This is a genomic window from Variovorax sp. YR266 (genome assembly GCF_900107295.1).
Taxonomy (GTDB): Bacteria; Pseudomonadota; Gammaproteobacteria; order Burkholderiales; family Burkholderiaceae_C; genus Variovorax.
In genome coordinates, this window is the sequence record NZ_FNPM01000001.1 from 957,964 (window position 1) to 981,539 (window position 23,576).

Sequence of the window (23,576 nt, forward strand, 5' to 3'; positions counted from 1 at the left end):
TGACGCGCCGCAAAGGCGCCCGACATACTCAGACTAGGAGATCCTTATGCTCAAGGTCAGCAGACCCACGCCTTCGCACTTTGGCATCTACGTGACCGACCTCGACAAGATGGTCAGGTTCTATACCGAGGTGTTCGATCTGACCATCACCGACACAGGTGTTGGCAAGACGTTCAAGAACAAGCTGGTGTTTACGAGTGCCAGTCCCGATCAGCACCACCAACTGGTCATCGCGTCGGGGCGTCCAGCCGACGTCAAATTCAGCACGGTCATGCAGCTGTCGTTCGCCGTTCCCGGCATCCAGTCGATGCGCGACATCTGGGCCAAGGCCGAAGCTCGCGGAGCGACCGATATTCGCGGACTCAACCATGGCAACGCGTTGTCCGTCTACATGCTGGATCCGGAAGGCAACATGGTTGAGATCTACGTCGACACTCCGTTCTATGTCGAGCAGCCGCATGGTGATCCGCTGGATCTTTCTAAGTCCGACGAGGACATCCTGCGCGAAACCGAGTCCATCTGCCGCCGTGATCCGACGTTCAAGACCTTGGTTGACTGGCAGGCCGACTTCCTGAACCGGGCTCCTTCGCCAGGTACCTGAGCAGCAACCCTTTTTTGAAACGGAAATCACATGAAACTCCTCTCGTTCATCCATCAAGGCCGTGAGACATGGGGCGCGGTCGTTGGCGACGGCGTCGTCGACTTGGGCAAGGCGATGCCCGCGCACGCGACATTGGCCGACTACATCGCTTCGGGCGATTACCTGAAGGCGGCCGAGCATGTGAAGGACAGGACCGTCGATTCGAAACTCTCCGACATCACTTACCTGCCAGTCATCCCGCGCCCGGAAAAGATAGTCTGTGCCGTGCGCAACTACATGGACCATCACCAAGAGGTCCTGGCGGCGGGCATGAACCGCGAGCTCTCGGAGCAGCCCCCCATTTTCCTGCGTGTGTGGCGTTCACAGGTCGCGCACAACCAGGCGATCGTGCGTCCTCACGTCTCCGAGTCGCTCGACTGGGAAGGCGAACTCGCGGTGATCATTGGCAAAGCAGGTCGAAATATTCCCGAGAGCAAGGCGTATGAACACGTAGCAGGCTACTCCTGCTACAACGATGCGAGCGTCCGGGAATGGCAGTTCCATGCGAAGCAGATTGCTTCCGGCAAGAATTTCGAGAGTACAGGCGGATTCGGACCGTGGATGGTCACGGCCGACGAAATCGAACCTGGCCGTGAACTCAAGCTCGAAGTGCGCCTCAACGGGGCCACGGTTCAATCCAGTCACACGGGTCACATGATCTTCAGCATTCCAAAGCTGATCAGCTATGCGTCGACCATTTTCACCTTGACGCCTGGCGATGTGATCGCGACCGGAACTCCAGCAGGAGTGGGCTGGAGCAAGAAGCCGCCGCGGTTCATGAAGCCAGGCGACGTCTGCGAGGTTGAGATCGAGGGCATCGGTCTGCTCAGCAATCCGGTCGTCCAGCAGGATTGAGGTGGTCGAGTCCGTGGCGGCCTCGCGGTCGCCCGTGACACCCCAGAAAGCAGAAGTCGGCGCCGCCGTTGAGGATGTGATCTTCCCCGACGCACAAAGGGAGGCGAGGATGCTCAAGCTCCGCTTTCCTGAAGTACGCATCGCACTGCATCACAACAACAATGCCAAAGTCGTGCTTGTGGCGCCGGACACAGTTTGGGTTTCCAGTGCTGACTTCGGCAAGACCGCACGGATCAAGTCCGCTGTCGGTCTGCATTCAAACATCGTGTTCAAGAGGACCCGGGAATCCTTTTTCGACAGAGTCTGAGCAGCAGCAACCGAAATCGCTTGAGGTGGTTTCGCCAGTGTGCCGCGACCCGGCCAGGCGCCAAGATATCGCCCACTAGACGACCACGTCGTAGGCCAGATTTTTCGCAACGTCGAAGGTTTCGAACTCCGCATGGACGCCAGAGAGCATGAGGGGTTTCGTCAGTTGTTCCCTCCGGTGGGAGACTTCAGATCGATGACCAGACTTGGATCAAATGCCTTGTTCTCGATCCTGCCGCTCCAGTTCACGTAACCCCGGGGGTTGCACACGACCCGGCAAGAGCGGACGCGATAGTCGAACTGCTGATGCGTGTGGCCATGCACCCAGAGCACCGGTACATCGAAGAATGCCTCCGACAGTTCGGAGATGAAGGCACCCGAGGCCCAGTCATCGGCGTAGCGCTGCTCCAGCGAGCCGCGGTGAGGTGCATGGTGCGTCACAACCACCGTTGATCCGGCGAACGGTTCCGAAAGCTTGTCGCGCAACCAGGCTCGCTGCGCCTGATGAATCCGCAGCGTGTCGGCCGCTTGCAGCTTTCTTCCCTGCTTGTGACGCCAGGTGTCGGGTTCTGCAGACTCGTCGGGTGCCCGGATCAGTGTGTAGTCGTTCAACAGGTTGGTCGCCATCTTCATGGCGCGTGCTGCGTCGCTGATGAGTCCTTCGGGCGTCTCGATGGCGAGCTCGAAGTCGGTCCACAGCGTTGCGCCGAGGAAGCGCGCGCCGTCGATCACGACCTCGTCACCGTCGAGCAGATGGACATTGCTTCCTTCGGCTTCCCGGCGCGCATCGGCCAGTGTCGTGTCCAGGCGGCCGTCGTAGTACTCATGATTGCCCAGCAGGTACACCACGGGCTTACCGCGGAAGCGATCCGCTGCCCACTGGACAGCGCGCTTGGCTGGCGAATGGATGTCGCCGGCGAGGATGACGACATCGAACTCGAGATTGGGCTCCGGCTCGAATGGCGCGAACTCGAGGTGAAGATCGGAAAGGATCAGGAGTTTCATCGGAAGGCTCCTTCAAAGCGAGCGCGAAGCTCGGCACAGGCCTTGTCGTCAAAGCCGGTGAACGAGCCGCACACCACCAGGTGGTCCTTGCAGTGATCGAACTGCCAGTAAGCATCATCGAGTGCGATCCAGGGTTCGTCGACGGCATCGTGGATCTGGAGCCAGGCGAGGATTTCTCCTTCACGTTTGCCGTACGGTGGCGGAAGGCCGAAACCCGAATGTGGCGTGGCGCCAAGAATGCGGGACCGGATATCGCTGGAAAACGGCTTCAGCAGGGTCTTGTAGAGAAGCTGCTCGCGCCAAGACGAACTGATCACGATCTTCACGTATTGGAACTCACGCAGCAGCGCTTCAAGCCGCGACAGGAAGCAGAAGTCGACGCCGCCGTTGAGGATGTGGTTTTCTCCCTCCGGATGCAGCACGCCATCGAAGTCGAGGAACAGGATCACCCTCGGTCTCCCTGTCGATGCTTGTTGGCCCTCATACGACGCCACCGTGCTGGATGGCGCTGAGCATCCGTCGCACCTTTTCCGAGTCGCCTTTGGCGGCGAACGCTGTAGGCGTCCGGCCGTCCAGCAACTCGTGCGGTCTGTTCAGCCAAGCTTGCGCAGCTTCGCCGAACGCCTGGGCTGCGAGGTCAAGCAAGTCCTGTGGAATGCCTTCCGATTCAGACCCGTCTGCAGCACCGCGTGGCCATGCCAGGTGTGAGCCCATATCGACCCCGAAGGCACGGAACGGCGCTGCGGCGGTCATCAAGCCCTCTGCGACGTAGTCGATGTCCTGGTGGTGGTGACCGTGGACCACCAGTTGAACGCCGAGCGTCTCGGCGAGCTCGTCGATCGCCTGCCAGCCGTGCGAATGTGCCGCTGGTGCTTCGTGCGTCACCAGGATGTCGGCGGCCCCGCCCCGCAGCAGTTTTTGGTAGTCATCCGGAAAGATGGAGGATCGGTGTTTGCGGGAAATGCCGTCGCGCCACCGCTCCTCACGCTTCATGGCTCTGCGCATGGCATCGCTCGACAGGAATGCCGCCTCTTCGATCGGCCGTCGCGGATCCCAGATCTTGGTGCGGAAGATGCCGCCCAGGCCCGCGACCTTGTACCCGGCGATCTCGACGATGCGCCCGTGGAGATTGCGGTCGGCGATTTTTGATCCAAACAGATTGTCAAAATCTTCGACGGTATCGGTGTCATGGTTCCCGTGAATGAACCAGACCTCAGTGAGATCCAGGATCGAGCTCAGCTTGATGTGCAGCGGCTGGCGCGCCTGAATGTCCCCCAGCAGCACGATGGCCTCAGGCCGCAAGTGCTGGACCGCGGCGACCACAGGCTTGAGATCCCCATGCGGATCACCGAAGAACATGAGCTTGGGCTGCGACTGTTGGTGCTCGGATTGCACTTGGAGATCCGATGAGATGAGAGGCTTCATTTCATGCGCCGAATACTGGTTTGTCAGCCAGCCGCGAACCGCAGGAAGTGTGAGCGCAGCTCCTGAAAGCTGTCTTGATCGAACGCCCGCGCAGGATCGGTTAGCACGAGCCGAGCGAAGCCCGCTTCAAAGCTCTCAGGCCAATCATCAAGCGCGACCCACTCTGCGTAACTATGGCCGTTCCCGTCGAGCCAGGCCTGGATCTCCAGCTGGCGCCGGTGCTGGACGACCGTATCGGGATTGATCAGCGGCGTAGCTCCGATGATCCGGTGCCGGATGTCCTCGCTGAAATACCGCTGCAACTGCTCGATGCTCTCAGCGAGTCGCCAATCCGAGGAGATGACGACGTCGACAGACCTGAACTCCCGAAGCAGTTCTTCCAGCAACGGCAGATGGCTGAAGAACCTGCTGCTGAACGAGTAGTCGGTCTCGACGGGATGAAGAACACCATCGACATCCAGGAACAAGAGGTCGCTGGAGTCGTCAGTGCGGGTGGTGCGGAGGGATGTCATCCAACGAACCGGGCCTGGAAGGACTCCAGGAGATTGAGCACATCGGCGGCCCGCCCCTCGGCTAGCAGCGACTCGGCAGTCCTGCAATCAAACAGCGCGAGTGGTTCGTTCCTGTACCAAAGGATGGCCGCCTCGAGGTCCCCGCCCGCGACCTCGGTCGCGGCAGCCAAGACTTTCTGGATCGTGCGGGTAGAGGACGGGATGTCACTCATAGCTCGACCACCAGCTCTGGGTTGAACTGCTTGTTTTCGTGATCTCGGCCATGTCGTAGGTACCCCCGCGGGTTGCACACTACCCGACAGTTGCCGACTTGGTAGCCGTGGCTCTCGTGGAGGTGGCCGTGGATCCACAGCGACGGCACCTCGAAGAAGGAATCTGGAAGCTCGCTCACGAAGGCTGGGGATAGCCAGTCAGACTGGTAGTGCGGTGCGAGCGAGTTGCGGTGCGGGGCATGGTGGGTCACGACCACCGTCGATCCGTCGAAGGGTTCCGCCAGTTTCCGGGCCAGCCAGGCACGATCACTCTGATGGAGCGCGCGCGTGTCTTCCGGTACCAGGCGCCGCTTCTTGGACTTGGTTGCCGTTGACGCATCGGAAGGTTCCGGCGTCTCTGCCCATCGGATTGATGAGTAGTCATTGAGATGGACCTTGGCCGCTTTCATGGCCCGCTCGGCGTCGACCAGAGACCCAGCCTTGGTTTGGATTGGCAGTTCGAAGTCAGTCCACAGGGTGCAGCCCAAGAACCGGACGCCAGCGATCACAGCCTCGCCAGGCGCCAGAAGATGCACATTGCACGCCATCGCAGTGAGCGCCATCTCCTTGAGGGAGGTCTGTAGGACGCCTTGATAGAACTCGTGGTTGCCAGGCACGAACAGGATGGGAACTGTCTCTCCGAAGTTCTCGCTCCGGCGAGCCCACCGCATGGCCTTGGAACCGGGCACGGAGATGTCTCCGGCAAGGATCACGACGTCGTAGTCGATCTTCGGGACGAGGACGGAACCGAACTCGAGGTGAAGGTCCGAAAGGATCAGCAGCTTCACGTCGGTAAGCCCATCTCTTATGCCGTGCTCTTAGGGCATCAGGATGGACAGCTTGGCGTTCCATGCCTCGTCCTCGGACTTTGAAAACACGGCGACGCGGATCGTCGGACGGCCGAAGTCACTGGTCTCGAAAAGGAAGTGCACGTGCTGGAAGCGAAACACCGTGTTTTGGGGGTACTCAGTCCGCATGAGCTGCCAGCTCCGGAAGTAATCGAGATCGACTGTCCTGGCGGTCTTCCCGCGACTGACGATGCAGGCCTTGCGTGCATCCGGGTCGAACAGGATGCAGGTTCCATCCCAACCGCCCAGCATGCGGCGAGGATCGACCGGGAAGAATGTCGCGCCAGATGACTTGCTCTCCGCCCGAAGTAGTGCCTCCCGCCGTGCCCGCGCCCTACCCGGCGCGACAACCCAGACCCAGTAGAGAAGGATCGTGGCTACGACTGCCGCGATCAAGAGAAAAAGCATCATGCACTGCCTCCGCGCGCTCGGAGTGCAAGTCGCGACGGAAGTCCTGCATTCAGCCTACAAATATCAAGCATCAAATTGCTATTCACGAATAGAGGTACTTCAATTTGTACCATATAAGCGGGTGCATAAAGAAGGTCATGCAACGAAATTCGTTGCATGCGATCGAATCAGGATCCTGCGCTGCTGAGGGCCTTTGCGGCTGAGCTGAAGGCTCGGCGGGCGGAGCTTGGCTTCAACCAGGAGGAACTGGCATTTGCCGCCGGCCTCAACCGCACCTTCGTCGCCAAGCTGGAGACCGCGACGACAAGTCCATCCCTGACCAGTCTCGTGTCGCTGTGCGAAGGACTGACGGTGGAGCCGGCAGAGCTAATGCGCTCACTGATGAGGCGGTACAAGAAGGAACTACGTTCGCAGTGAGGTTGACCTCGATGTGGCGGCACGTCATCGTCGCGCTTGGCCGCTCGTGTTGCAGCAACTCGAACGGTTGGGCGTGCCCGCCGACTTCCCCACGAATCCGATGCTCGACAAATCTCGCGAAGCGTCGGGTGGGCTGACGCGCAGAGGGCGGTGCGGCGCTCAGGCGTCGGGCGCGTGGCGCTGAAGTGCGATGATGAACATCACGCCGTCGAGCATGTTCGCCGCGCTGATCGTGCCGCCCATGCGCAGCACCGAGACCCGGGCCGAGAAAAGGCCCAAACCCATATGCTCCGACCCCAACTGCGTGGAAAATCCGAAGTCGAAGATTGCGCCGAGATCATCCTCTGCGATTTGCGGCCCAACGTTCCTGATCTTCAGGTGAACCACGACCTCTGTCTGTGCGAGGTCCAGCTCGATGGTGCTGCCCGGGGTCATGAAACGCTGCGCATTGTCCAGGACGCTCCCGAGCGCATCGTCCAGAGCAATGTTGTCGAACACGGCGCTCACACCCTTGGCGGGTCCGTGGTACTCAATCGGTATGCCCTGATCCCGCAGGTTCGCAGCTAGGCGCTGCATGAACTCGGCGGCATCCGCCAGCTTGGCGGAAACGCGGCGATCCTTGAGGCCGGCCTCGACCGAGGTCGCCGCATAGAGCGCCTCCACGGCACGGCCCATTTTTTCCAGTTCCAGGCGCACGGTGGGATCCTGGCCCGTGCGCGTAAGCAGCGATTGCAGCGGGTTCCTAATCTCGTGCCCGATGGCACGCAGCACGTCATGGCGGGCTTTGTACTGCTCGTCGGCAAAACGCAAACGCTCCTGGCGTTGTGCGTCCAGCCGGCGGGCGTTGCGGATGATCGTGGCATTGCGAGAGCGAAACCGCCTGATGAGGAGTTCGAATGTGCGGCCGAGCGAGCCGATCTCGCCCCTCCTTCGTGCGTACCTGTCCATGTCCTGCGCCAGCGAGGGCTGCCGGGCGCTGCGCAAAGCCCCGCGGGCCATCACGTTCAGCTGGCGCAAGGCGAAGAACCAGAGCGAGCCGATCAGCACAATGCCGAGCAATGCACCCAGAAGGCCGAGGAAGGCGCGCGCCGCTAGGTCGGGAAGTAGCACCGGCTCGGCGGTCAGCGTCGCACGATGGGGCCTCGCTCCGAGGATCGACTGCTCGGCTACGACGGTCCCTCTCTGGTAGTCGAACTTCTTGACCAGGGTATTGGCCCAACGGTTGGAGAACGCTTGGAAACGGCCGCCGGCCGGCTCCTGCGTTGCCGCCGCACTTGGTGACTGCCAGACACTCGGCCCGCTGCGCGCGCGTTGCAAGCCTTCGAACAGTTCGAGCTTGGCATGCGACTGGACGAAGGTGTAGTAGGCCTGCTCGAGCGACTGCAGCGCCGTGCCCTTCGCTCCGAACGGGACAACGATTTGCTTTTGCACCGCTGCGCCAGACGCCGGCAGGTCGCTTACCTCGATGCTAGCCCTGAAGTCGCGAAACCGCCCCTTGGCCCACGCATCAATCGAGGCCTGGGAACTGAACACCAGCTGGGCATCGATGCGGCCGAGGAGGGTAACGACATTGCCGGTCACCGCGTCCGCCGCTTCGGGCCGCTTCTCGAAGGCCTGCCCCTTCACCGAACGCAGTGGCGCGGTGAGTTGATCCGAAGAATAGGCGGTCAGCTCGTGGACATTGGAGAACCGCCACAGCTGCGACGGGTAGCGCTTCTGCACCAGTGTCGGCTCCTCGAACATCAGGCGCACGGAGGCCGTGTTCTCCCCCTTCAGGCGCAGCAGCACCGAGCTGGATCGGTTGAGCGCCAAGCCCGCGCGGTGCCTGGCAATCCCGTTCGTGGGATAGCTGATCGAGAAATAGATGTAGCGCCCGATTGGCTCGTCCGGCACGACCGCAAAGCAAGTCCGGATGCTGCGCGGCTCGGTGGGCACACTCTGGTCGATAAAGTCCAGCGCGCAAGATTTCGGGGGCTCCCAGCTGATTCCCTTGGCGGCCACCTGCTTGGCGTTTTCCTGAGTCAGGAAGTAGGTGTAGAAGGACTTGCGCATCGCTACAGCGCCCAGATCGCGTTTTGCGCTGGCAAAGTCACTTACGTTGTCCAGCAGGGAGGAACCGTCGTCGTCGCGCAGGGCAAGCAGGAAGAGCGCCAGTTCTCCCTTGAGCGTGGACTCCTGCACCTTCTCGTCCTTGGCCACCGCCGTCTTGACGAAGTCGTACAGCGACGCTCCGATCAGCGCGCTAACTCCCAGCCCCGCGATGGCACTGGCGATCGTCAGGTCGCGCTGCACCAGTGCGCGCTTGAGACGCTCAAGAATGACCGGTTCTCCAGATGTAGCCCTTGCCAGGCTCGCTGTCGATCGCATCGAAATTCGGATCGACGTCGATGAAACCGTTGCGCACACCCGTCATCGCGGTGTTCACTGCCTTCCTGGAGGTAGCGGTGAGCAGTTGCTGGCCAAGCTTGGCGTACTCGACCACCGTGTTGGGCGGCTCAATGAGGCAATGAACAAGCCGCATCTCCGTGATCGAGAGCATCACGGGCCTTCCCTTCCACCGGAAATGCAGCTTGCGCTTGGCGTCCGGCTCCAGGCCAGCCGGCCAGCCCGAAGCCTGGGGAGCCGGCAGGTCGGCCAAGAGCTGCTTGTGAAACACCAGCGCACGCTCGACCTTGTTGATGAAGTCGAGTTCATTGATGGGCTTATTGATGAATTCGAAGGCCTGCAGCGAGATCGCAAAGTCCTGCAGCATGTCGTAGGGCATTCCCGAGACGACGATGGCGACCGTCGGCTTGCCGTTGAGGGTATTAAGCAAGGTCAGACCACTGAGCTTGTCCTTCGGACCCTCGCCGAGTCGCACATCGATGACCATCAGCGCCAAGGTATGCAGGCGCATCGCTTCCTCGGCGCCGACCTTGTCGAACGCCTGGATGACCTCGGTGTCCGGGACGCTCTCAACGAGTGCCTTTAACCGATCGTTCGTCGATACGTCGTCTTCAACAATCAGGACTTTTCTCATGCACGTCTCGCCGGTAAACCGCGAGCGTGCCACAAGCGCGGGCAGGAAGGTCAGGTCGCTGGACAGGGTTTCCTTTCCAGGCTGGGGATTTCTCTGGCAGGCCACCCGTTCCGGCGTCCGAAACCCAGGCAAGTCGCACCTGCGAACGCCAAGGCCGATCCTGCGTCCAGACAATCCACAGCACAAAAGTTCGACACTTTCTCCAGGCCACGAGCGGTTCGGGGCCAGGGAAATCTCAACATGTCGACCAACACCAAACAAACCTCATCGCGTATCGCGAGCATCGCCTCGGATGTCCTGCACGACGACAACGCCTCGGAGATCGCCAAGCGCCTGGCCGGCTCTGCACTCGCCCAGAGCAGCACGGGCCGCCAGACCGGCGCGGAAATGGAGGCAGTCGCAGCACGCGTGCTGAACAGCGACAAGTATTCCGCCACTAGCAAGGAGCTGGCCGCTTCGATCCTCTCGCAGTCCAACAAGGAACGCTAGGACGCCGCGGCCGTATGGCGCTCGAGCACGAATACGCGCTCCTGGGGGGCTGGAGCCGCTCCAACGTCGGACGTTGGATTGGTGCCGCAGCAGGCGCTGCGGCATCGGCCAGCGTCTTCCTCACGCTCGGCGCGGTGAACCTGGCTCAGACGCTGGGCTGGTCGCCCGCGCTGCCCCCTCTGATCCTCTGGCCGCTCGGCGCGGGGATGTGGTACGTGGTGATCTACTGGGTCTTCGATCGCTACGGCTGGAAATTCAGGCCGCTCGCCGCAGTGCTCCAGGTACCGGACTTGGGCGGCACCTGGGACTGCGAAGGCCGAAGCCTGGACGCGCAAAAGAATGTGCTCCATGCGTGGAGCGGCACCGTGACCATCTGGCAATCCTGGGACAAGCTCAAGGTGAGGCTCACGACCGCGCAATCGGGCTCGCAGAGCATCTCCGCCGCGCTGCTGTTCGATCCCACCGAAGGCTATCGCCTGATGTACCACTACCGTAACGACCCGCGCGTGGACCAGGGAGAGCTCACGGCGCACCGTGGGTTCTCGGAGATCGTCTTCGCTTCGAACTGCAAGACGGCGGAAGGCGAATATTTCAACGGTCATGGACGCTACACCTTCGGCACCATGAAGCTCACTCGACGAAAGAAAAAATGACGTCCGATATTTCACAACGCATTCAGAGGCTGGCCGCGCGCCGCCGCGGCACTGACCGCATGGTGGCCCTGGACGCCGCCGACCAGATCGAGATCCTCTCCAAGAGCCTGAATGAGGAAGGCGGCTGGACCAAGCGCGCGGCGAGCCAGCCGTTCACCCGCTACACGCTCGGCGCGATGCAGGAAGTGGGGCCCGACTACACCCGGGTGAGCCTCGAGACGGCGCAGCGGGTGCGCGCCCAACTGGACACCCGGCTGCACGCGGCAGGGTTTCAGGTGGAGTTCCACGTACAGGGTTCGGTTCCTGCCAATGTCCACATCCGCGGCGTCAGCGACGTTGACCTGCTGGTGTTGGATCGCTCGTTCCTCACCTACGATCGCGGGGGACTCGTCAGTGCCCAGGGCGGCTACAAGAACCCGACGACGCTCTCCACGGAAACTGTACTGACCCGGCTGCGCAACAACGCGGAAACCTCCCTGGAGGCGGCCTTCCCCCGTGCCTCGATTGACAAGACGGGCGCCAAGGCCATCGCGATTTCCAAGGGCTCGCTGGCCCGGCCGGTCGATGTCGTGCCCTCGCACTGGCACGACACGATCGACTACCAGCAAAGCCGCCAAATGGAAGACCGCGGCGTCACGCTGTGGGACAGAAAAGCGCGGCTGGCCATCGAGAACAGGCCGTTTCGCCACATCGCCAAGCTTGGCGCTCAGGATCGGATGACCGGAGGCGGACTTAAGAAGGCGATCCGTCTGTGCAAGAACGTGAAGGCCGATGCCATCGAGGATGGCAAGCGCATCGGGTTCTCCAGCTTCGACATCGCCGGGGCGATGTACCACGCGAGCATTTCCGCGCTCGGCGCGGGGATCGTCTACGAACTGGCGATCCTCGCCGAGACCCAGCGCCACCTGGACCACCTGGCCACCGACTCAGCCTACGCGCGCAGCCTATGGACGCCCGACGGCACGCGCAGGATTTTCGACAATGAAGACAAGCTGGCCGGCGTGCGTTCGTTGTCCATTGAGATGGATGCGCTGGCTCAGGCGGTAGCGCGGGAGCAGAGCCAGGTGCTTGTCGGGCGCGCGACGCCGACCTGGCAGGAAATCAACGAGGTTCTCGCCCGCTCCAACGTCTGAGCGGGCCCAATCTGTCATCGAACTGTTAGCGCCGGTGCAATCGTGATCCCACGGGGGTGCGGACAAAAACTTGGACTATCTGAAAGTAGTTCATGTATTCATACGAAGACCGCATCCGAGCGGTCACGCTCTACATCAAGCTGGGCAAGCGCACCGGGGCGACTATCCGCCAGTTGGGCTACCCGACGAAGAACTCTTTGAAGAGCTGGCATGAGGAGTACGAGCGGCGCCTGGACCTGTCGTCCGGCTACGTGCGCTCGAAGCCGAAGTATTCTCAAATTCAGAAGGAGCAGGCTGTCAAACACTACGCCGAGCACGGGCGCTGCATCGCCTCCACGGTCAAGGCGTTGGGCTATCCGTGCCGCGATTTGCTGCGTGCCTGGATTCATGAACTGGACCCCGACTCCCGGCAACGCGTTGTTGGCAGGGCCGTCAGTGCACCTCGGCCGCCGCAACTGAAGAAGCTGGCGGTCCTCGAACTGTGCACTCGTGAGGGAAGTGCGCAGGTGGTTGCTCAGAAGCTTGGCGTGAGCAGGCCGACGTTGTACAACTGGAAGAACCAGCTGCTGGGACGTGAGGCACCCGCATCCATGAAACACACCAATCAGTCCCCGCGGGCTCAAGAGCGCGACGAGCTCGAGCGCGAGGTTGAGGCGTTGCGCCGCGAAGTCAGGCAACTGCGCCTTGAGCAGGACCTCTTGAACAAGGCCAATGAACTGTTAAAAAAAGGCCTGGGCGTCGATCTGCAGCTCCTGTCCAACCGGGAGAAGACACTGCTGTCCTATCAGCTGGGATCCATCCGCGCTGCAGGCAGAAGCTCTGAAGGGACACAGCACGCCTCAGTCAAAAATGCAAGGGCGCACGCATCCCGTATTGATCGCACAAAGCGACGTTCTATGCTGGCTCTCTGTTGTGCACAGAGTTTTCCTTTTTAGTTCTCTCCTGAGAAATTTAGGTCTCTGTTACGAAATCCTTCCTAGCGAGCGCCTCGACCAAAAGTCAAGACAAGGCCGCTCAGCTTAAAAAGCAATGAGGGCGCTTGATCGCACTCTCCATTTACGACTCTATTGACGGGTTTACGACTCTATTGCCGAGTTTGCGACTTTATTGGCGCAGAACACCAGTCGATGCGCTGTCTCCGGATCACTCCACAGTCACGCTCTTCGCCAGATTACGCGGCTTGTCCACATCGGTCCCCCGCGCACACGCCGTGTGATACGCCAGCAACTGCAGCGGTACCACGTGCAGGATCGGCGAGAGCGCGCCGTAGTGCTCGGGCATGCGGATCACGTGCAGCCCGTCGCTGCTCTTGATCTTCGTGTCGCCGTCGGCCAGCACGTAGAGCACGCCGCCGCGCGCGCGTACTTCCTGCAGGTTGCTCTTGAGCTTTTCGAGCAGTGCGTCGTTGGGTGCGACGGCCACCACGGGCATCTCGCTCGTCACCAGCGCGAGCGGGCCGTGCTTGAGTTCGCCGGCGGCGTAGGCCTCGGCGTGGATGTAGGTCACTTCCTTGAGCTTGAGCGCGCCTTCGAGTGCGATCGGGTAGTGCAGCCCGCGGCCGAGGAACAACGCGTTGTCCTTGCGCGCGAAGTCTTCGGCCCAGCCGATGATCTGCGGCTCCAGCGCCAGCACCGACTGCAGCGCAACCGGCAGGTGGCGCATTTCCTTCAGGTAGCGTGCCTCGTCGGCGTCGCTCAGGCGGCCCTTGGCTTGCGCGATGGCGAGCGTGAGCAGGAAGAGGCCCGCGAGCTGCGTGGTGAAGGCTTTGGTCGATGCCACGCCGATTTCGACGCCGGCGCGCGTGATGTACGCCAGCTTGCACTCGCGCACCATCGCGCTGGTGGCGACGTTGCAGATGGTCAGCGTCTGCTCCATGCCGAGCGAGCGCGCATGCTTCAGCGCGGCCAGCGTGTCGGCCGTTTCGCCGGACTGACTGATGGTGACGACCAGCGTCTTCGGGTCGGGTACGGAGTCGCGGTAGCGGTATTCGCTCGCGATCTCGACCTGCGTGGAAATCTTCGCGATGCCTTCGAGCCAGTACTTGGCGGTGCAGCCGCTGTAGTAGCTGGTACCGCAGGCGAGGATGAGGATCTTGTCGATGTCCTGGAATACGCGGTAGGCACTGGCGCCGGTCGCGCCGTCCTGGCCGATGCCGTCGAACAGCTCGGGCACGATGCCTGCCACGCCTTCGAGCGTGTCGCCGATGGCGCGCGGCTGCTCGAAGATTTCCTTCTGCATGTAGTGGCGGTACGGGCCGAGCTCGGCCGCGCCGCTGTGGGCGAGCACGGTGCGCACCTGGCGGGTGACCGGCTTGTGGTTCTTGTCGACGATCCAGTACTTGCCCGGCTGCACGTCGACCACGTCGCCTTCTTCCAGATAGACGATCTGGTCGGTCACGCCGGCCAGGGCCATCGCGTCGCTGGCGAGGAAGTTCTCTGCGCCGTCCTTGCCGGCGCCGAGGATCAGCGGCGAGCCCGCACGCGCACCGACCACGCGCTGCGGCTCGTCGCGGCAGATCACGGCAATGGCGTAGGCGCCGTGCAGTTGCAGCACGGCGGCCTTCACGGCTTCGAACAGGTCACCGTCGTAGAGGCTATCGACCAAGTGGGCGATGACCTCGGTGTCGGTCTGGCTCTCGAAGGCGTAGCCCTTGGCCTCGAGCGCGGCGCGCAGCGTTTCGTGGTTTTCGATGATGCCGTTGTGCACAAGCGCGATGCGGCCCGGCCGCGCGGTCTGCGCATCGGTGCCGGGGCCGTGGCTGAAATGCGGATGTGCGTTGTGCACGGCCGGCGCGCCGTGCGTGGCCCAGCGCGTGTGGGCAATGCCGGTGAGGCCCTCGACCTTGTCGTCGCGCACCTGCGCCACCAGGTCGGCCACGCGCGAAGTGGTGCGCGCCCGCGTCAGGCCACCGGCATGCACCGCCACGCCGCACGAGTCATAGCCACGGTATTCGAGCCGCTGGAGGCCCTGGACCAGGACCGGAACGATGTTGCGATGGGACGCTGCCCCGACGATGCCGCACATGGTGAGCTGCCTTTGAAAGAAGAAGAGCCTCGATGGTAGGAAGGCATGAAAGAAATATGCATTCGAAATTTTGTTGATTTCGGACTTTTATTTCTCCATTTCTTTGATTTGGACTTTTATTCCATAATTTCTTCCAATATGGAATCAATCTCCCTGGATTCAATCGACCTGCGCCTGCTCGACGCCCTCCAGCGCGACGCCTCGCAGACCAATCAGCGCCTGGCCGCCGACGTCGGCATCTCGCCGCCCACCTGCCTGCGCCGCGTGCAGCGGCTGCGAGAAGAAGGCCTGATCGAACGCCAGGTCGCGCTGCTGTCGCCCGACCGGCTCGCCACAGTACTGGGTCACGGCCTGCAGGCGGTGATCGAAATCTCGCTCGACCGGCAGGACGCCGCCTCGCTCGACGCCTTCGAGACGCGCGTGATTGCCGACGACGCAGTGCAGCAGTGCTGGCGCGTGTCGCCGGGCCCGGACTTCGTGCTGGTCGTGGCCGCGCGCGACATGCCCGACTACGGCGCACTCACGCAGCGCCTGTTCACGGCCGACGCGAACGTGCGCAACGTCAAGGCCTTCTTCAGCCTCAAGCGCGCCAAGTTCGAGCCCCGGTTGCCGCTGCGATAAAGCTTTCGTGCCTCTTCGCGGAACACCGCGGAACCGGCTTTGCCGGGCCGCTGGTGTTGCCCCCGGCAGGGGGTTGGCGAAGCGACACGAAGTGCGCGCAGCCTGGGGGCGAGCCTATTTCTTCTGAGGGCGCTTCCAATTCGGAAAACTCACCTGCTTGCCCCGCGCCACGGTCAGCGCCCCCGGCTCGGTCGACTTGTTGATGGTCGAGCCGCCGCCGATGGTGCCGCCCGCACCGATGGTGATGGGCGCCACCAGCACGCAGTTGCTGCCCACGTGCACGTCGTCGCCGATCACGGTGCGGTGCTTGTTGGCGCCGTCGTAGTTGGCGGTGATGCTGCCCGCCCCGTAGTTCACGCGCTCGCCCACGGTGGCGTCGCCCAGGTAGGCCAGGTGGTTAGCCTTGGCGCCGGCAGCCAGCGTCGAGTTCTTGACCTCTACGAAATTGCCGATGTGTACCTCGGCACCCAGCTGTGCGCCGGGCCGCAGCCGAGCGAAGGGGCCGATGAGCGAGCCCGCGCCCACCGTCACGCCGGCCTTCTCGCCCTCGATATGCGTGAACGGATGAATCACCGCGCCTGCCTCGATGCGCGCATTCGCAATGACGCAGTTCGCGCCGATGCGCACGCCCTCGCCCAGCGACACCATGCCTTCGAACACGCAGTTGACGTCGATCTCCACGTCGGCCCCGCAATCCAGCGTGCCGCGCAGGTCGAAGCGTGACGGGTCGGCCAGGCGCACGCCCTGCTCCATCAGCGCATTCGCCTGGCGCAGTTGCCAGGCGCGCTCGAGCGCCGCGAGCTGGGCCGGGCTGTTGATGCCGGCCACCTGCAATGCGTCGGTGGTGATGTGCGCGACCACGGGCACGCCGTCGGCGGCGGCGAACTTCACCACGTCGGTCAGGTAGTACTCGCCCTGGGCGTTCTTGTTGTCCAGCCGCGCGAGCCAGCCCTTGAGCAGGCGCGCGGGCACGGCCATCACGCCGCTGTAGATCTCGCGCACGGCGCGCTGCGCTTCGGTGGCGTCCTTGTGCTCGACGATGGCGGTGACCTCGCCTTGGCCCGCCGCGCGGATGACGCGGCCGTAGCCGCTCGGGTCGTCGAATTCGATGGTCAGCAGCGCCAGCTTGCTGCCTGCGCTGGCCGCGATGAGCGCGCGCAGCGTGTCTTCGCCGATCAGCGGCACGTCGCCCGACAGCACGACCACCGTGCCGTCGTCCGGCAGCAGCGGCGCGGCCTGCTGCACTGCGTGGCCGGTGCCGAGCTGCGGCTCCTGGCGCGCAAAGCGCAGCGTGACGCCCTCGATGCCGCTGTTCAGCGAGGCCTCGACTTCGGCCGCGCCATGGCCGGTGATGACCACCACGTCGCGCGCGCCGATGCGCGCGGCGGTGCCCGTCACATGGGCCAGCAATGCGCGACCGCCCAATCGATGCAACACCTTGGGCAGTCTGCTTTTCATGCGCGTGCCCTTGCCGGCCGCCATGATGACGACGTCGACCGGCCCCCGGCTGTCTTGTTGCGGAGTCTGATTCATGCGTTTTTCTTCCCGATTTCGTTGCGCTGCAGTGGCGCGAATTATCGGCGTGCTGCTCATCGCCGCCGCCCTGGGCGCCTGCAGTGCGATCAAGCTGGCCTACAACAACCTGCCCACGGTGAGCTATTGGTGGCTCGACGGCTACCTGGATTTCGACGGCGCGCAGACCCCGAAGGTGCGCGACGAGCTCGACCAGTTGCTGGCATGGCACCGCCAGAACGAGCTGCCGCGCATCGCCTCGCTGCTGCAGGAAGCGCAGGCGCTGGCGCCGGGCGAGGTGACGCAGGAGCAAGTCTGCGCCATGGCCGACCGCATCCGCGAGCGCCTGCTGGCCGTTACCGAACGCGCCGAGCCCGCCGGCACCGAGCTGGCGCTGAGCCTGACCGACGCGCAGCTGCAGCAGCTGGAGCGCAAATACGCGAAGAACAACGCCGAGTACCGCAAGGACTGGCTCGACCGCACCCCGGCGCAGGTGCAGGAAAAGCGCTACGACCAGTTCCTCGACCGCACCGAGGACTTCTACGGCCGCCTCAGCACGGAGCAGCGCGAGCTGCTGAAGCAGCAGGTCGCGCAGTCGGTGTTCGACCCAAGGCTGGCGGACGCCGAGCGACGCAAGCGCCAGCAGGAGGCGCTTGTGCTGCTGCGCGGCTTCGTGGCCAGCAAGCCATCGCCGGCCGAGGCGCGCGCGGCGCTGCATGGCTACATCCAGCGCATCGCCGAACCACCGCCCGGACCCTGGCGCGACCAGCAGCAGGCCTTGCTGCAGGAAGGTTGCCGCAACACGGCGGCGCTGCACAACGGCACCACGGCCAGCCAGCGTGCGCAGGCGGTGCGCCGGCTGCAGGCCTACGAGAGCGACCTGCGCCAGCTGGTGGCCACGCGCTGAAGGCCGTGTGGCGGATCAGATCAGCGGCGTAGGCCGCATCGGGCGCTCGAAGTAGTCGCCCAGCGTTTCCAGCGCGTGCGGCTCCATGATGCGCAGCCAGCCGGCGTCGATCTTGTAGAGCCCCAGCCGCTGCAGCCGCCGCAGCGTCTTGTTGGTGTGCACCAGCGACAGCCCCAGCGCATCGGCGATGTGCTGCTGGTTGAACGGAAACTCGACCCAGCCGTCGCGCACCATGCCCACGCGCTGCGCGCGGCGATACAGGTGCATCAGCAGCATGGCCACGCGCTCGCCGGCATTGCGCCGGCCGGTGGTGACGAGGTTGTCATCGACCATCTTTTCCTCGCGCGCTGCAAGCCAGGTGATGTCGTAGCCCAGCTTGGGCTGGGCATGGAACAGGTCCCACAGCCGGTCGCGCGAGAAGGCGCACAGCGTGACGTCGGTCACCGCCTCGACGCCGTGCGTCTGGCCCTCGGCGAACTCATCCTGCAGGCCGAGGAAATCGCCGGGCAGCAGAAAGCTCAGTATCTGCCGCCGTCCGTCGCTCAGCGTCTTGTAGCGGAAGGCCCAGCCTGAATAAAGGGTGAAGAGCTGCGGGCTCGGCCGGTGCTCGTCGATGATCGAACTGCCCGCCTCCACGCGCCGGGTGCCGACGCGGAAAGACTGGATGGCCTGCAACTCTTCGCCGGCAGGCGGCAGGAAGGCATCGAGCCGTCGCAATGCGCACTGGTCGCACGAATTCACGCCCTGGGGAGGCGCTGCAGCAGCGGGGTAGTCCTCGAATTTCACGCTTTACTATAGGCGCTTCGCCTGTGTCTTTTGACATTTCGCGGCGTCCCGGGGCTGCCTACACTCCGCACCGCTTTCCTCCCCAAGACGCATGACAGAAGACCCAAGGCTCCCGCTCTACGAAGTGCTTTACTGCAGCACGCTCGCCCAGGACCTGCCCCCGGGCACCGTGGGCTCGATCACCTCCCGGGCGCGCATGCGCAACGCGGAGCGCGACATCACCGGCCTGCTGGTGTTCGACGGGCAGCGTTTCTGCCAGCACCTGGAAGGCCCGCCCGAAGCCATCGACGCGCTGATGCAGCACATCCAGGAAGACCCGCGCCATGTCGACGTCAGGGTGGTCTACGAAGCCCCGCTGGCGGCCCGGCGCTACAGCGGTTTCGGCATGGGGCTGGCCGAATGCGAGGGCCCCGACCTGATGGCCGGCGTGCATGTGCTGATTGGCGAGGCGGCGCTGCGGCACTTTCTGGCCCTGGCGCCCAGCTTCGACATCAACGGCTGAATTGAACTGAACGGGCGGCCGCCCGACGGACTACCCCAAAAGACGCTTCAAAAAGAAAAAGGCGGCCGAGGCCGCCTTTTCAGCACTTGGAGGGAAAACAATCGCTCAGGCGTTGTCCCAGCTGTAGGTCGCGCCGTAGCCGTCCCACGCCTCCATGACGATGCGCTGGCCCGCGGCCACCGTCAGCGATTCGCCGGGTGCGAGCACCAGGTCTTCGCTGGGGTTCTTGAGCGTGGCATCGGGCGTGATCCACACCCGGCCCTGCTTGACCCGCAGGATGCTGGCCGCCCGCGCCTTCAGACTCATCGCCTCGCCGGGCGCGATCTGCCAGGCACCACGACGCACGGCCGGCGGAACGGCGGCGGTGCGGGCGGGAACGGACAGGGACGAGAGCGATTCGGTGGTGCAGACGGCGGTGGACATGATGTAACTCCTTGGCTTTGCCGAAGCGCTTGTCAGAAAGTGGCAATAGCGCAGTTCGGGAATGAATGATCGTTTCTATGGCGTTGGCGGTCCAATGAAAACGAGTTAGCCTACTGATGCGCGTTTCGCATCAATCGATCCAAACGCCGATTCGCCCTCCAAAGTCATATCCATGCAACATTCGCAAACCCATCTGCGCTCCCGTCCGATCTCCGCCGGGCACCTGCGCGCCTTCGAGGCGGTGGCCCGGCACCTGAACTTCCGCGCCGCGGCGGAAGAAATGGCGCTGACCCAGTCGGCCGTGAGCCGCCAGATCCAGTCGCTGGAAGAAGAGGTGGGCGTGGCGCTGTTCCTGCGCCATACGCGCGCGGTGGAGCTCACGAGCGCGGGGGCACTGCTGCTGCTGGCGGTGCAGCAGTCGCTGCCGCGCATCGACACGGCCGTGCGCCAGATTCGCCAGAGCGCGGGGCGGCAGAGCGTGTCGCTGACCACTTTTGCCTCGTTCGCCTCGATGTGGCTGATCCCGCGGCTGGAGGCCTTCCAGCGCGACAACCCCGAGATCGACATCCGCATCGACGCCAGCGACGTGGCGGTCGACCTCGAAGTGGCCGACGTGGACATCGCCCTGCGCTACGGCCCGCGCGAGTCCATGACGGCCGGCGCGGTGCGCCTGTTCGGCGAAACGCTGACGCCGGTGGCCAGCCCCTGGCTGCTGAAGAGCAGCCCGCCCATCAAGACACCCGCCGACATCACCCAGTTCACGCTGATCGAGGCCGGCGACGCGCACCGCACGCACCTGGAATGGCTGACCTGGCGCCGCTGGTTCGAGGTGAACGGGCTGGAACGCGCGCAGCCCAAGCGCTGGCTCTATTTCAATTACGCCTACCAGATGGTGCAGGCGGCCCTTACCGGGCAGGGCGTGACGCTGGCGCGAAGCTCGCTCATTGCCGAGAGCCTGGCCAACGGCGACCTGGTCGAGGTGCTGCCGCAGCACCGCATGGATTCGCCGATGTCTTACTGGCTCATTGCCGGGCCGCGCAGCGCGCTGCGGCCGGAAATCAGGGCCTTCTGCGACTGGCTGCTGCTCCAGTCCGAGACCACGCGCGAGACCATCGGCGAGGTGCCCGACCCGGACACCGTCGACAACATCGACTGACGCTGGCAGCTCAGCTGGTCGGCCAGACGACTCCGTTGTCGTTGAGGATGGCGTCGAGCGGCAGGTCGTGCGCCTCGGGCTCGAAGTCTTCGAGAAAGCCGTGGGTGAAGCCCAGACCCACCGTGAACGGCCGCGGCTCCAGCGCCGCCAGCGTGCGGTCATAGAAACCGCCGCCGTAGCCCAGCCGGTAGCCGCCCGCGCTGTAGCCCACGCAGGGCACGAACAGCAGGGTCGGCACGATCAGCTCGGTGTCCTTGGGCTTGGGAATGCCGTAGGCGTCTTCTTCCATCTGGCAGCCCGGGTACCAGGCATGGAAGGTCAGGGTCTTGTGGACTTTGTCGATCACCGGCAGTCCGATGCGCCGGCGCTGCGTCTCTTCCATGAGTTCGCCGTCTTCCTTCCAGCGGTGCAGGGCGGGCAGCGGATCGAACTCGCCCTTGATGGGCCAGTAGGCGCCGATCACGGTGTCGGGCCGGCCGACCAGCCAGATCCGCATCACGCGCTGCAAAAGGTCTGCGCGTGTCAGCCGGTCGGGCATCGCAAGACGTTGCTCGATGAGTGCCTTCCTCAACTGTTCCTTAAGAAAACTCGCCGTTGCCGAAGTGTCGGCACCCTTTGACTTGTCCATAATCCCCCGATGCAGTTCCCAAGCATTTTGGCACCCAAGCGCCATCGCCCGCGCGTCAACCCGCGCAACGCGGCACCCGCACTCGTTTTTTCCACTGTTCTTGCCCTCGCCGCGTTGCTCTCGCAGCAACCCGCAGCAGCCCAGAGCAACACCAACGACGACGTGCTGATCCAGATGAAGCAGGCCTTCCAGCGCGGCGACAAGGCCCGCCTGACCGCCCTGCTGCCGCAGGCCCGAGGCCATGCACTGGAGCCCTGGGCCGCCTACTGGGAACTCAAGGCGCGCCTGCAGGACGCCCCCGCCAACGAAGTACAGGACTTCTTCGCGCGCTACCCCGGCACCTACCAGGAAGACCGCCTGCGCAACGACTGGCTGCTTCTGCTCGGCCAGCGCCGCGACTGGGACAACTTCACCGCCTCGGTAGACGGTTTCCGCATGGGCGACGACGCGCAGGTGCGCTGCTACGCGGTCCTGGTCGACTCGCTGCGCACCGGCACCGCCACGCAGGCACAGGCCGACGAAGTGCGCCGCAACTGGTTTGCCCAGAAAGACCTGGACGACGGCTGCCTCACCGCCGCCGACCGCATGGTCGCCGCCCGCCTGATGTCGACCAACGACGCCTGGAAGAAGGCGCGCCTGGCCATCGAGGCCAACCGCCCGCAGGCCGCACGCGCCGCCGTCACCATCGCCGCGCCCGACGCGCTGCCGCTGTTCGAGGAGCTCAACGCCAGCTCGGCCAAGTTCCTGACCGGCCGCGCCTTCGTGGCCGCCAAGTCGCGCAAGGAACTGGTGGTGCTCGCGCTCATCAAGATCGCCATTGCCGACCCCGAGCTGGCCGCCTCTCAACTCGACAGCAAGTGGGGCCCGATGCTCTCCGCCGAGGAGCGCAACTGGCTCTGGGGCACCATCGGCCGCGCCGCCGCGCTGAAGCTCTGGCCGCAAGCCGGCACCTATTACGCCAACGTCACGAAGAACAGCGACCTGTCCGACGACATGCTCGGCTGGCGCGTGCGCGCCGCCCTGCGCGCCGGCCAGTGGAAAGAGGTGGCGCCCGCCATCAACGCCATGAGCGAAACCGCCCAGCTCGAGCCGACCTGGGTCTACTGGAAGGCCCGCGCCCTGGCCAGCGCCGGCGGCGACGAACGCCGCGCGCAGGCCCGCGACCTCTACCAGAGCATCGCCGGCTCGCGCGGCTTCTACGAGATGCTGGCGCTCGAGGAACTCGGCCAGCGCACCATGGTGCCCACGCGCCCCGACCCGCTCGCGCCCGAGGAAAAAGCCGCCGCGCGCAACAACCCGGCGCTCGCCCGCGGCCTCTACGCCATCGCCATCGGCCTGCGCCCCGAAGGCACGCGCGAGTGGAACTACGCCACCAACCTGCACGACAAGGGCGGCATGGACGACCGCGCGCTGCTGGCCGCGGCCGACTTCGCCTGCCAGCGCGAGGTGTGGGACCGCTGCATCAACACCAGCGAGCGCACCAAGGGCGTGGTCGACGTCGAACAGCGCTTTCCCATGCCCTTCCACGACACGGTGCTGCGCAAGAGCCAGGACATCGGCCTCGACCCGGCCTACGTGTACGGCCTGATCCGCCAGGAAAGCCGCTTCATCATGGACGCGCGCTCGGGCGTCGGCGCCTCGGGCCTGATGCAGGTCATGCCCGCCACCGCGCGCTGGACGGCCCGCAAGATCGGCATGAACGACTTCTCGCCCGGCCAGATCAACGACCGCGAGACCAACATCACCATCGGCACCAACTACCTGAAGCTCGCACTCGACGACTTCGACGGGTCGATGGCGCTGGCGGCCGCCGCCTACAACGCCGGCCCGGGGCGCCCCCGCAGCTGGCGCAACGGCCCGGTGCTCGACGCCGCCATCTGGGCCGAGAACGTGCCGTTCAACGAGACACGCGACTACGTGAAGAAAGTGCTGGCCAACACCACCAATTACGCGGCCATCATCAGCGGCCGGCCGCAGTCGCTGAAGGAACGCCTGGGTCGCATTGGCCCGCGCGATGCGGCTGAGCCGGAGCCCAACAAGGACCTCCCCTGAG

At 64.0% G+C, this 23,576-nt stretch carries 26 protein-coding genes and 1 pseudogene; 13 read left to right on the forward strand and 14 right to left on the reverse strand.

Annotated elements, in window-relative coordinates:
• Positions 1 to 46 precede the first annotated feature (46 nt).
• The 3 genes from BLW48_RS04410 to BLW48_RS04420 are packed head-to-tail and all read left to right on the forward strand — an operon-like array spanning position 47 to position 1,802.
• Positions 47 to 601 carry a VOC family protein gene (locus tag BLW48_RS04410; RefSeq protein WP_093172922.1) on the forward strand — a complete coding sequence of 185 codons (555 nt, stop codon included), beginning with the start codon at positions 47 to 49 and terminating at the stop codon, positions 599 to 601.
• Positions 602 to 631: 30 nt separating this feature from the next.
• Complete coding sequence (locus tag BLW48_RS04415; RefSeq protein ID WP_093172924.1) at positions 632 to 1,495, forward strand: fumarylacetoacetate hydrolase family protein; 864 nt, start codon at positions 632 to 634, stop codon at positions 1,493 to 1,495.
• A 34-nt stretch (positions 1,496 to 1,529) separates the two neighbouring features.
• Positions 1,530 to 1,802, forward strand: a complete 273-nt coding sequence (locus BLW48_RS04420) for a hypothetical protein (protein ID WP_143047720.1) — start codon at positions 1,530 to 1,532, stop codon at positions 1,800 to 1,802.
• A gap of 161 nt (positions 1,803 to 1,963) precedes the next feature.
• On the opposite strand, the gene BLW48_RS04425 is transcribed toward BLW48_RS04420, so the two are convergent.
• From BLW48_RS04425 to BLW48_RS04455, 7 genes are read right to left on the reverse strand one after another with little or no spacing between them, the layout of a single operon-like run.
• Positions 1,964 to 2,806 (reverse strand): metallophosphoesterase, encoded by an 843-nt coding sequence (locus BLW48_RS04425; protein WP_093172928.1) that lies wholly within the window; start codon positions 2,804 to 2,806, stop codon positions 1,964 to 1,966.
• A complete protein-coding gene (locus BLW48_RS04430; protein ID WP_093172930.1) occupies positions 2,803 to 3,255 on the reverse strand; it encodes an HAD domain-containing protein in 453 nt (150 codons plus the stop codon). Before BLW48_RS04430 ends, BLW48_RS04425 begins: the two co-directional genes overlap by 4 nt.
• 31 nt (positions 3,256 to 3,286) lie before the next feature.
• Positions 3,287 to 4,231: a metallophosphoesterase gene (locus BLW48_RS04435; protein ID WP_093172932.1), complete on the reverse strand. Its 945-nt coding sequence runs from the start codon at positions 4,229 to 4,231 to the stop codon at positions 3,287 to 3,289.
• 23 nt (positions 4,232 to 4,254) lie between these two features.
• Positions 4,255 to 4,743, reverse strand: coding sequence for an HAD domain-containing protein (locus BLW48_RS04440; RefSeq protein ID WP_093172934.1), 489 nt, complete (start codon positions 4,741 to 4,743; stop codon positions 4,255 to 4,257).
• The gene (locus BLW48_RS04445; protein WP_093172936.1) at positions 4,740 to 4,955 is read right to left on the reverse strand and encodes a DUF2384 domain-containing protein; all 216 of its coding nucleotides are present in this window, start codon (positions 4,953 to 4,955) and stop codon (positions 4,740 to 4,742) included. The genes BLW48_RS04440 and BLW48_RS04445 overlap by 4 nt, the downstream gene beginning before the upstream one ends.
• Positions 4,952 to 5,782 (reverse strand): metallophosphoesterase, encoded by an 831-nt coding sequence (locus BLW48_RS04450; protein ID WP_093172938.1) that lies wholly within the window; start codon positions 5,780 to 5,782, stop codon positions 4,952 to 4,954. Before BLW48_RS04450 ends, BLW48_RS04445 begins: the two co-directional genes overlap by 4 nt.
• 30 nt (positions 5,783 to 5,812) lie before the next feature.
• Positions 5,813 to 6,253, reverse strand: coding sequence for a hypothetical protein (locus tag BLW48_RS04455; RefSeq protein ID WP_093172941.1), 441 nt, complete (start codon positions 6,251 to 6,253; stop codon positions 5,813 to 5,815).
• A gap of 156 nt (positions 6,254 to 6,409) precedes the next feature.
• On the opposite strand from BLW48_RS04455, the gene BLW48_RS04460 reads away from it, so the two are divergent.
• Positions 6,410 to 6,670: a helix-turn-helix domain-containing protein gene (locus tag BLW48_RS04460; RefSeq protein WP_093172943.1), complete on the forward strand. Its 261-nt coding sequence runs from the start codon at positions 6,410 to 6,412 to the stop codon at positions 6,668 to 6,670.
• A 159-nt stretch (positions 6,671 to 6,829) separates the two neighbouring features.
• Here the strand turns inward: BLW48_RS04460 and BLW48_RS04465 are convergent, their stop codons facing one another.
• Both BLW48_RS04465 and BLW48_RS04470 read right to left on the reverse strand, forming a co-directional pair.
• Positions 6,830 to 8,962 (reverse strand): sensor histidine kinase, encoded by a 2,133-nt coding sequence (locus BLW48_RS04465; protein WP_177142264.1) that lies wholly within the window; start codon positions 8,960 to 8,962, stop codon positions 6,830 to 6,832.
• Between the two features lie 19 nt (positions 8,963 to 8,981).
• Positions 8,982 to 9,689 carry a response regulator gene (locus BLW48_RS04470; RefSeq protein WP_093172948.1) on the reverse strand — a complete coding sequence of 236 codons (708 nt, stop codon included), beginning with the start codon at positions 9,687 to 9,689 and terminating at the stop codon, positions 8,982 to 8,984.
• Between the two features lie 240 nt (positions 9,690 to 9,929).
• Here BLW48_RS04470 and BLW48_RS04475 point away from each other — a divergent pair, with 240 nt between their 5' ends.
• From BLW48_RS04475 to BLW48_RS04490, 4 genes and pseudogenes are all read left to right on the forward strand, one after another.
• On the forward strand, positions 9,930 to 10,178 hold the full coding sequence (locus BLW48_RS04475; protein ID WP_093172950.1) for a hypothetical protein: 249 nt from the start codon (positions 9,930 to 9,932) through the stop codon (positions 10,176 to 10,178).
• 14 nt (positions 10,179 to 10,192) lie between these two features.
• Positions 10,193 to 10,831 (forward strand): Cap15 family cyclic dinucleotide receptor domain-containing protein, encoded by a 639-nt coding sequence (locus BLW48_RS04480; protein ID WP_093172952.1) that lies wholly within the window; start codon positions 10,193 to 10,195, stop codon positions 10,829 to 10,831.
• Positions 10,828 to 11,964, forward strand: a complete 1,137-nt coding sequence (locus BLW48_RS04485; RefSeq protein ID WP_177142265.1) for a nucleotidyltransferase-like protein — start codon at positions 10,828 to 10,830, stop codon at positions 11,962 to 11,964. The genes BLW48_RS04480 and BLW48_RS04485 overlap by 4 nt, the downstream gene beginning before the upstream one ends.
• A gap of 92 nt (positions 11,965 to 12,056) precedes the next feature.
• Positions 12,057 to 12,743, forward strand: a pseudogene (locus BLW48_RS04490) (transposase); the annotation flags it as partial.
• Between the two features lie 364 nt (positions 12,744 to 13,107).
• Here BLW48_RS04490 and glmS read toward each other — a convergent pair.
• Complete coding sequence (glmS, locus tag BLW48_RS04495) at positions 13,108 to 14,988, reverse strand: glutamine--fructose-6-phosphate transaminase (isomerizing) (protein WP_093172954.1); 1,881 nt, start codon at positions 14,986 to 14,988, stop codon at positions 13,108 to 13,110.
• 138 nt (positions 14,989 to 15,126) lie between these two features.
• Between glmS and BLW48_RS04500 the strand changes: the two genes are divergently transcribed.
• Complete coding sequence (locus tag BLW48_RS04500; protein WP_093172956.1) at positions 15,127 to 15,609, forward strand: Lrp/AsnC family transcriptional regulator; 483 nt, start codon at positions 15,127 to 15,129, stop codon at positions 15,607 to 15,609.
• 114 nt (positions 15,610 to 15,723) lie between these two features.
• Here BLW48_RS04500 and glmU read toward each other — a convergent pair whose 3' ends face one another.
• Positions 15,724 to 17,142, reverse strand: coding sequence for a bifunctional UDP-N-acetylglucosamine diphosphorylase/glucosamine-1-phosphate N-acetyltransferase GlmU (gene glmU / locus BLW48_RS04505; RefSeq protein ID WP_093172958.1), 1,419 nt, complete (start codon positions 17,140 to 17,142; stop codon positions 15,724 to 15,726).
• Here glmU and BLW48_RS04510 point away from each other — a divergent pair.
• The gene (locus BLW48_RS04510; protein WP_093172960.1) at positions 17,141 to 18,028 is read left to right on the forward strand and encodes a DUF6279 family lipoprotein; all 888 of its coding nucleotides are present in this window, start codon (positions 17,141 to 17,143) and stop codon (positions 18,026 to 18,028) included. The two genes, glmU and BLW48_RS04510, sit on opposite strands and share 2 nt — an antisense overlap.
• Before the next feature lie 15 nt (positions 18,029 to 18,043).
• Here BLW48_RS04510 and BLW48_RS04515 read toward each other — a convergent pair whose 3' ends face one another.
• Positions 18,044 to 18,814: a Crp/Fnr family transcriptional regulator gene (locus BLW48_RS04515; protein ID WP_256216864.1), complete on the reverse strand. Its 771-nt coding sequence runs from the start codon at positions 18,812 to 18,814 to the stop codon at positions 18,044 to 18,046.
• 91 nt (positions 18,815 to 18,905) lie between these two features.
• Between BLW48_RS04515 and BLW48_RS04520 the strand changes: the two genes are divergently transcribed.
• On the forward strand, positions 18,906 to 19,316 hold the full coding sequence (locus BLW48_RS04520; RefSeq protein WP_093172962.1) for a BLUF domain-containing protein: 411 nt from the start codon (positions 18,906 to 18,908) through the stop codon (positions 19,314 to 19,316).
• A gap of 105 nt (positions 19,317 to 19,421) precedes the next feature.
• Here BLW48_RS04520 and BLW48_RS04525 read toward each other — a convergent pair whose 3' ends face one another.
• Entirely contained in the window at positions 19,422 to 19,739 is a 318-nt protein-coding gene (locus tag BLW48_RS04525; protein WP_093056107.1) for a DUF2917 domain-containing protein, read from the reverse strand.
• Positions 19,740 to 19,911: 172 nt separating this feature from the next.
• Here BLW48_RS04525 and BLW48_RS04530 point away from each other — a divergent pair, with 172 nt between their 5' ends.
• Positions 19,912 to 20,895, forward strand: a complete 984-nt coding sequence (locus BLW48_RS04530; protein ID WP_093078672.1) for a LysR substrate-binding domain-containing protein — start codon at positions 19,912 to 19,914, stop codon at positions 20,893 to 20,895.
• Between the two features lie 10 nt (positions 20,896 to 20,905).
• Here BLW48_RS04530 and BLW48_RS04535 read toward each other — a convergent pair whose 3' ends face one another.
• Entirely contained in the window at positions 20,906 to 21,523 is a 618-nt protein-coding gene (locus BLW48_RS04535) for a 5-formyltetrahydrofolate cyclo-ligase (RefSeq protein ID WP_093056112.1), read from the reverse strand.
• Between the two features lie 9 nt (positions 21,524 to 21,532).
• Here BLW48_RS04535 and BLW48_RS04540 point away from each other — a divergent pair, with 9 nt between their 5' ends.
• Entirely contained in the window at positions 21,533 to 23,575 is a 2,043-nt protein-coding gene (locus tag BLW48_RS04540) for a lytic transglycosylase domain-containing protein (protein ID WP_093172964.1), read from the forward strand.
• The last annotated feature ends 1 nt before the right edge of the window (position 23,576 follow it).

What these genes read in the sequence shown, in the direction of transcription:
- BLW48_RS04410 (WP_093172922.1), top strand. Translation starts at nt 47, where the DNA reads ATGCTCAAGGTCAGCAGACCCACGCCTTCGCACTTTGGCATCTACGTG.
- BLW48_RS04415 (WP_093172924.1), top strand. Translation starts at nt 632, where the DNA reads ATGAAACTCCTCTCGTTCATCCATCAAGGCCGTGAGACATGGGGCGCG.
- BLW48_RS04425 (WP_093172928.1), bottom strand. Translation starts at nt 2,806, where the DNA reads ATGAAACTCCTGATCCTTTCCGATCTTCACCTCGAGTTCGCGCCATTC.
- BLW48_RS04435 (WP_093172932.1), bottom strand. Translation starts at nt 4,231, where the DNA reads ATGAAGCCTCTCATCTCATCGGATCTCCAAGTGCAATCCGAGCACCAA.
- BLW48_RS04440 (WP_093172934.1), bottom strand. Translation starts at nt 4,743, where the DNA reads ATGACATCCCTCCGCACCACCCGCACTGACGACTCCAGCGACCTCTTG.
- BLW48_RS04445 (WP_093172936.1), bottom strand. Translation starts at nt 4,955, where the DNA reads ATGAGTGACATCCCGTCCTCTACCCGCACGATCCAGAAAGTCTTGGCT.
- BLW48_RS04455 (WP_093172941.1), bottom strand. Translation starts at nt 6,253, where the DNA reads ATGATGCTTTTTCTCTTGATCGCGGCAGTCGTAGCCACGATCCTTCTC.
- BLW48_RS04460 (WP_093172943.1), top strand. Translation starts at nt 6,410, where the DNA reads ATGCGATCGAATCAGGATCCTGCGCTGCTGAGGGCCTTTGCGGCTGAG.
- BLW48_RS04470 (WP_093172948.1), bottom strand. Translation starts at nt 9,689, where the DNA reads ATGAGAAAAGTCCTGATTGTTGAAGACGACGTATCGACGAACGATCGG.
- BLW48_RS04475 (WP_093172950.1), top strand. Translation starts at nt 9,930, where the DNA reads ATGTCGACCAACACCAAACAAACCTCATCGCGTATCGCGAGCATCGCC.
- BLW48_RS04480 (WP_093172952.1), top strand. Translation starts at nt 10,193, where the DNA reads ATGGCGCTCGAGCACGAATACGCGCTCCTGGGGGGCTGGAGCCGCTCC.
- BLW48_RS04485 (WP_177142265.1), top strand. Translation starts at nt 10,828, where the DNA reads ATGACGTCCGATATTTCACAACGCATTCAGAGGCTGGCCGCGCGCCGC.
- glmS (WP_093172954.1), bottom strand. Translation starts at nt 14,988, where the DNA reads ATGTGCGGCATCGTCGGGGCAGCGTCCCATCGCAACATCGTTCCGGTC.
- BLW48_RS04500 (WP_093172956.1), top strand. Translation starts at nt 15,127, where the DNA reads ATGGAATCAATCTCCCTGGATTCAATCGACCTGCGCCTGCTCGACGCC.
- BLW48_RS04510 (WP_093172960.1), top strand. Translation starts at nt 17,141, where the DNA reads ATGCGTTTTTCTTCCCGATTTCGTTGCGCTGCAGTGGCGCGAATTATC.
- glmU (WP_093172958.1), bottom strand. Translation starts at nt 17,142, where the DNA reads ATGAATCAGACTCCGCAACAAGACAGCCGGGGGCCGGTCGACGTCGTC.
- BLW48_RS04520 (WP_093172962.1), top strand. Translation starts at nt 18,906, where the DNA reads ATGACAGAAGACCCAAGGCTCCCGCTCTACGAAGTGCTTTACTGCAGC.
- BLW48_RS04525 (WP_093056107.1), bottom strand. Translation starts at nt 19,739, where the DNA reads ATGTCCACCGCCGTCTGCACCACCGAATCGCTCTCGTCCCTGTCCGTT.
- BLW48_RS04530 (WP_093078672.1), top strand. Translation starts at nt 19,912, where the DNA reads ATGCAACATTCGCAAACCCATCTGCGCTCCCGTCCGATCTCCGCCGGG.
- BLW48_RS04535 (WP_093056112.1), bottom strand. Translation starts at nt 21,523, where the DNA reads ATGGACAAGTCAAAGGGTGCCGACACTTCGGCAACGGCGAGTTTTCTT.
- BLW48_RS04540 (WP_093172964.1), top strand. Translation starts at nt 21,533, where the DNA reads ATGCAGTTCCCAAGCATTTTGGCACCCAAGCGCCATCGCCCGCGCGTC.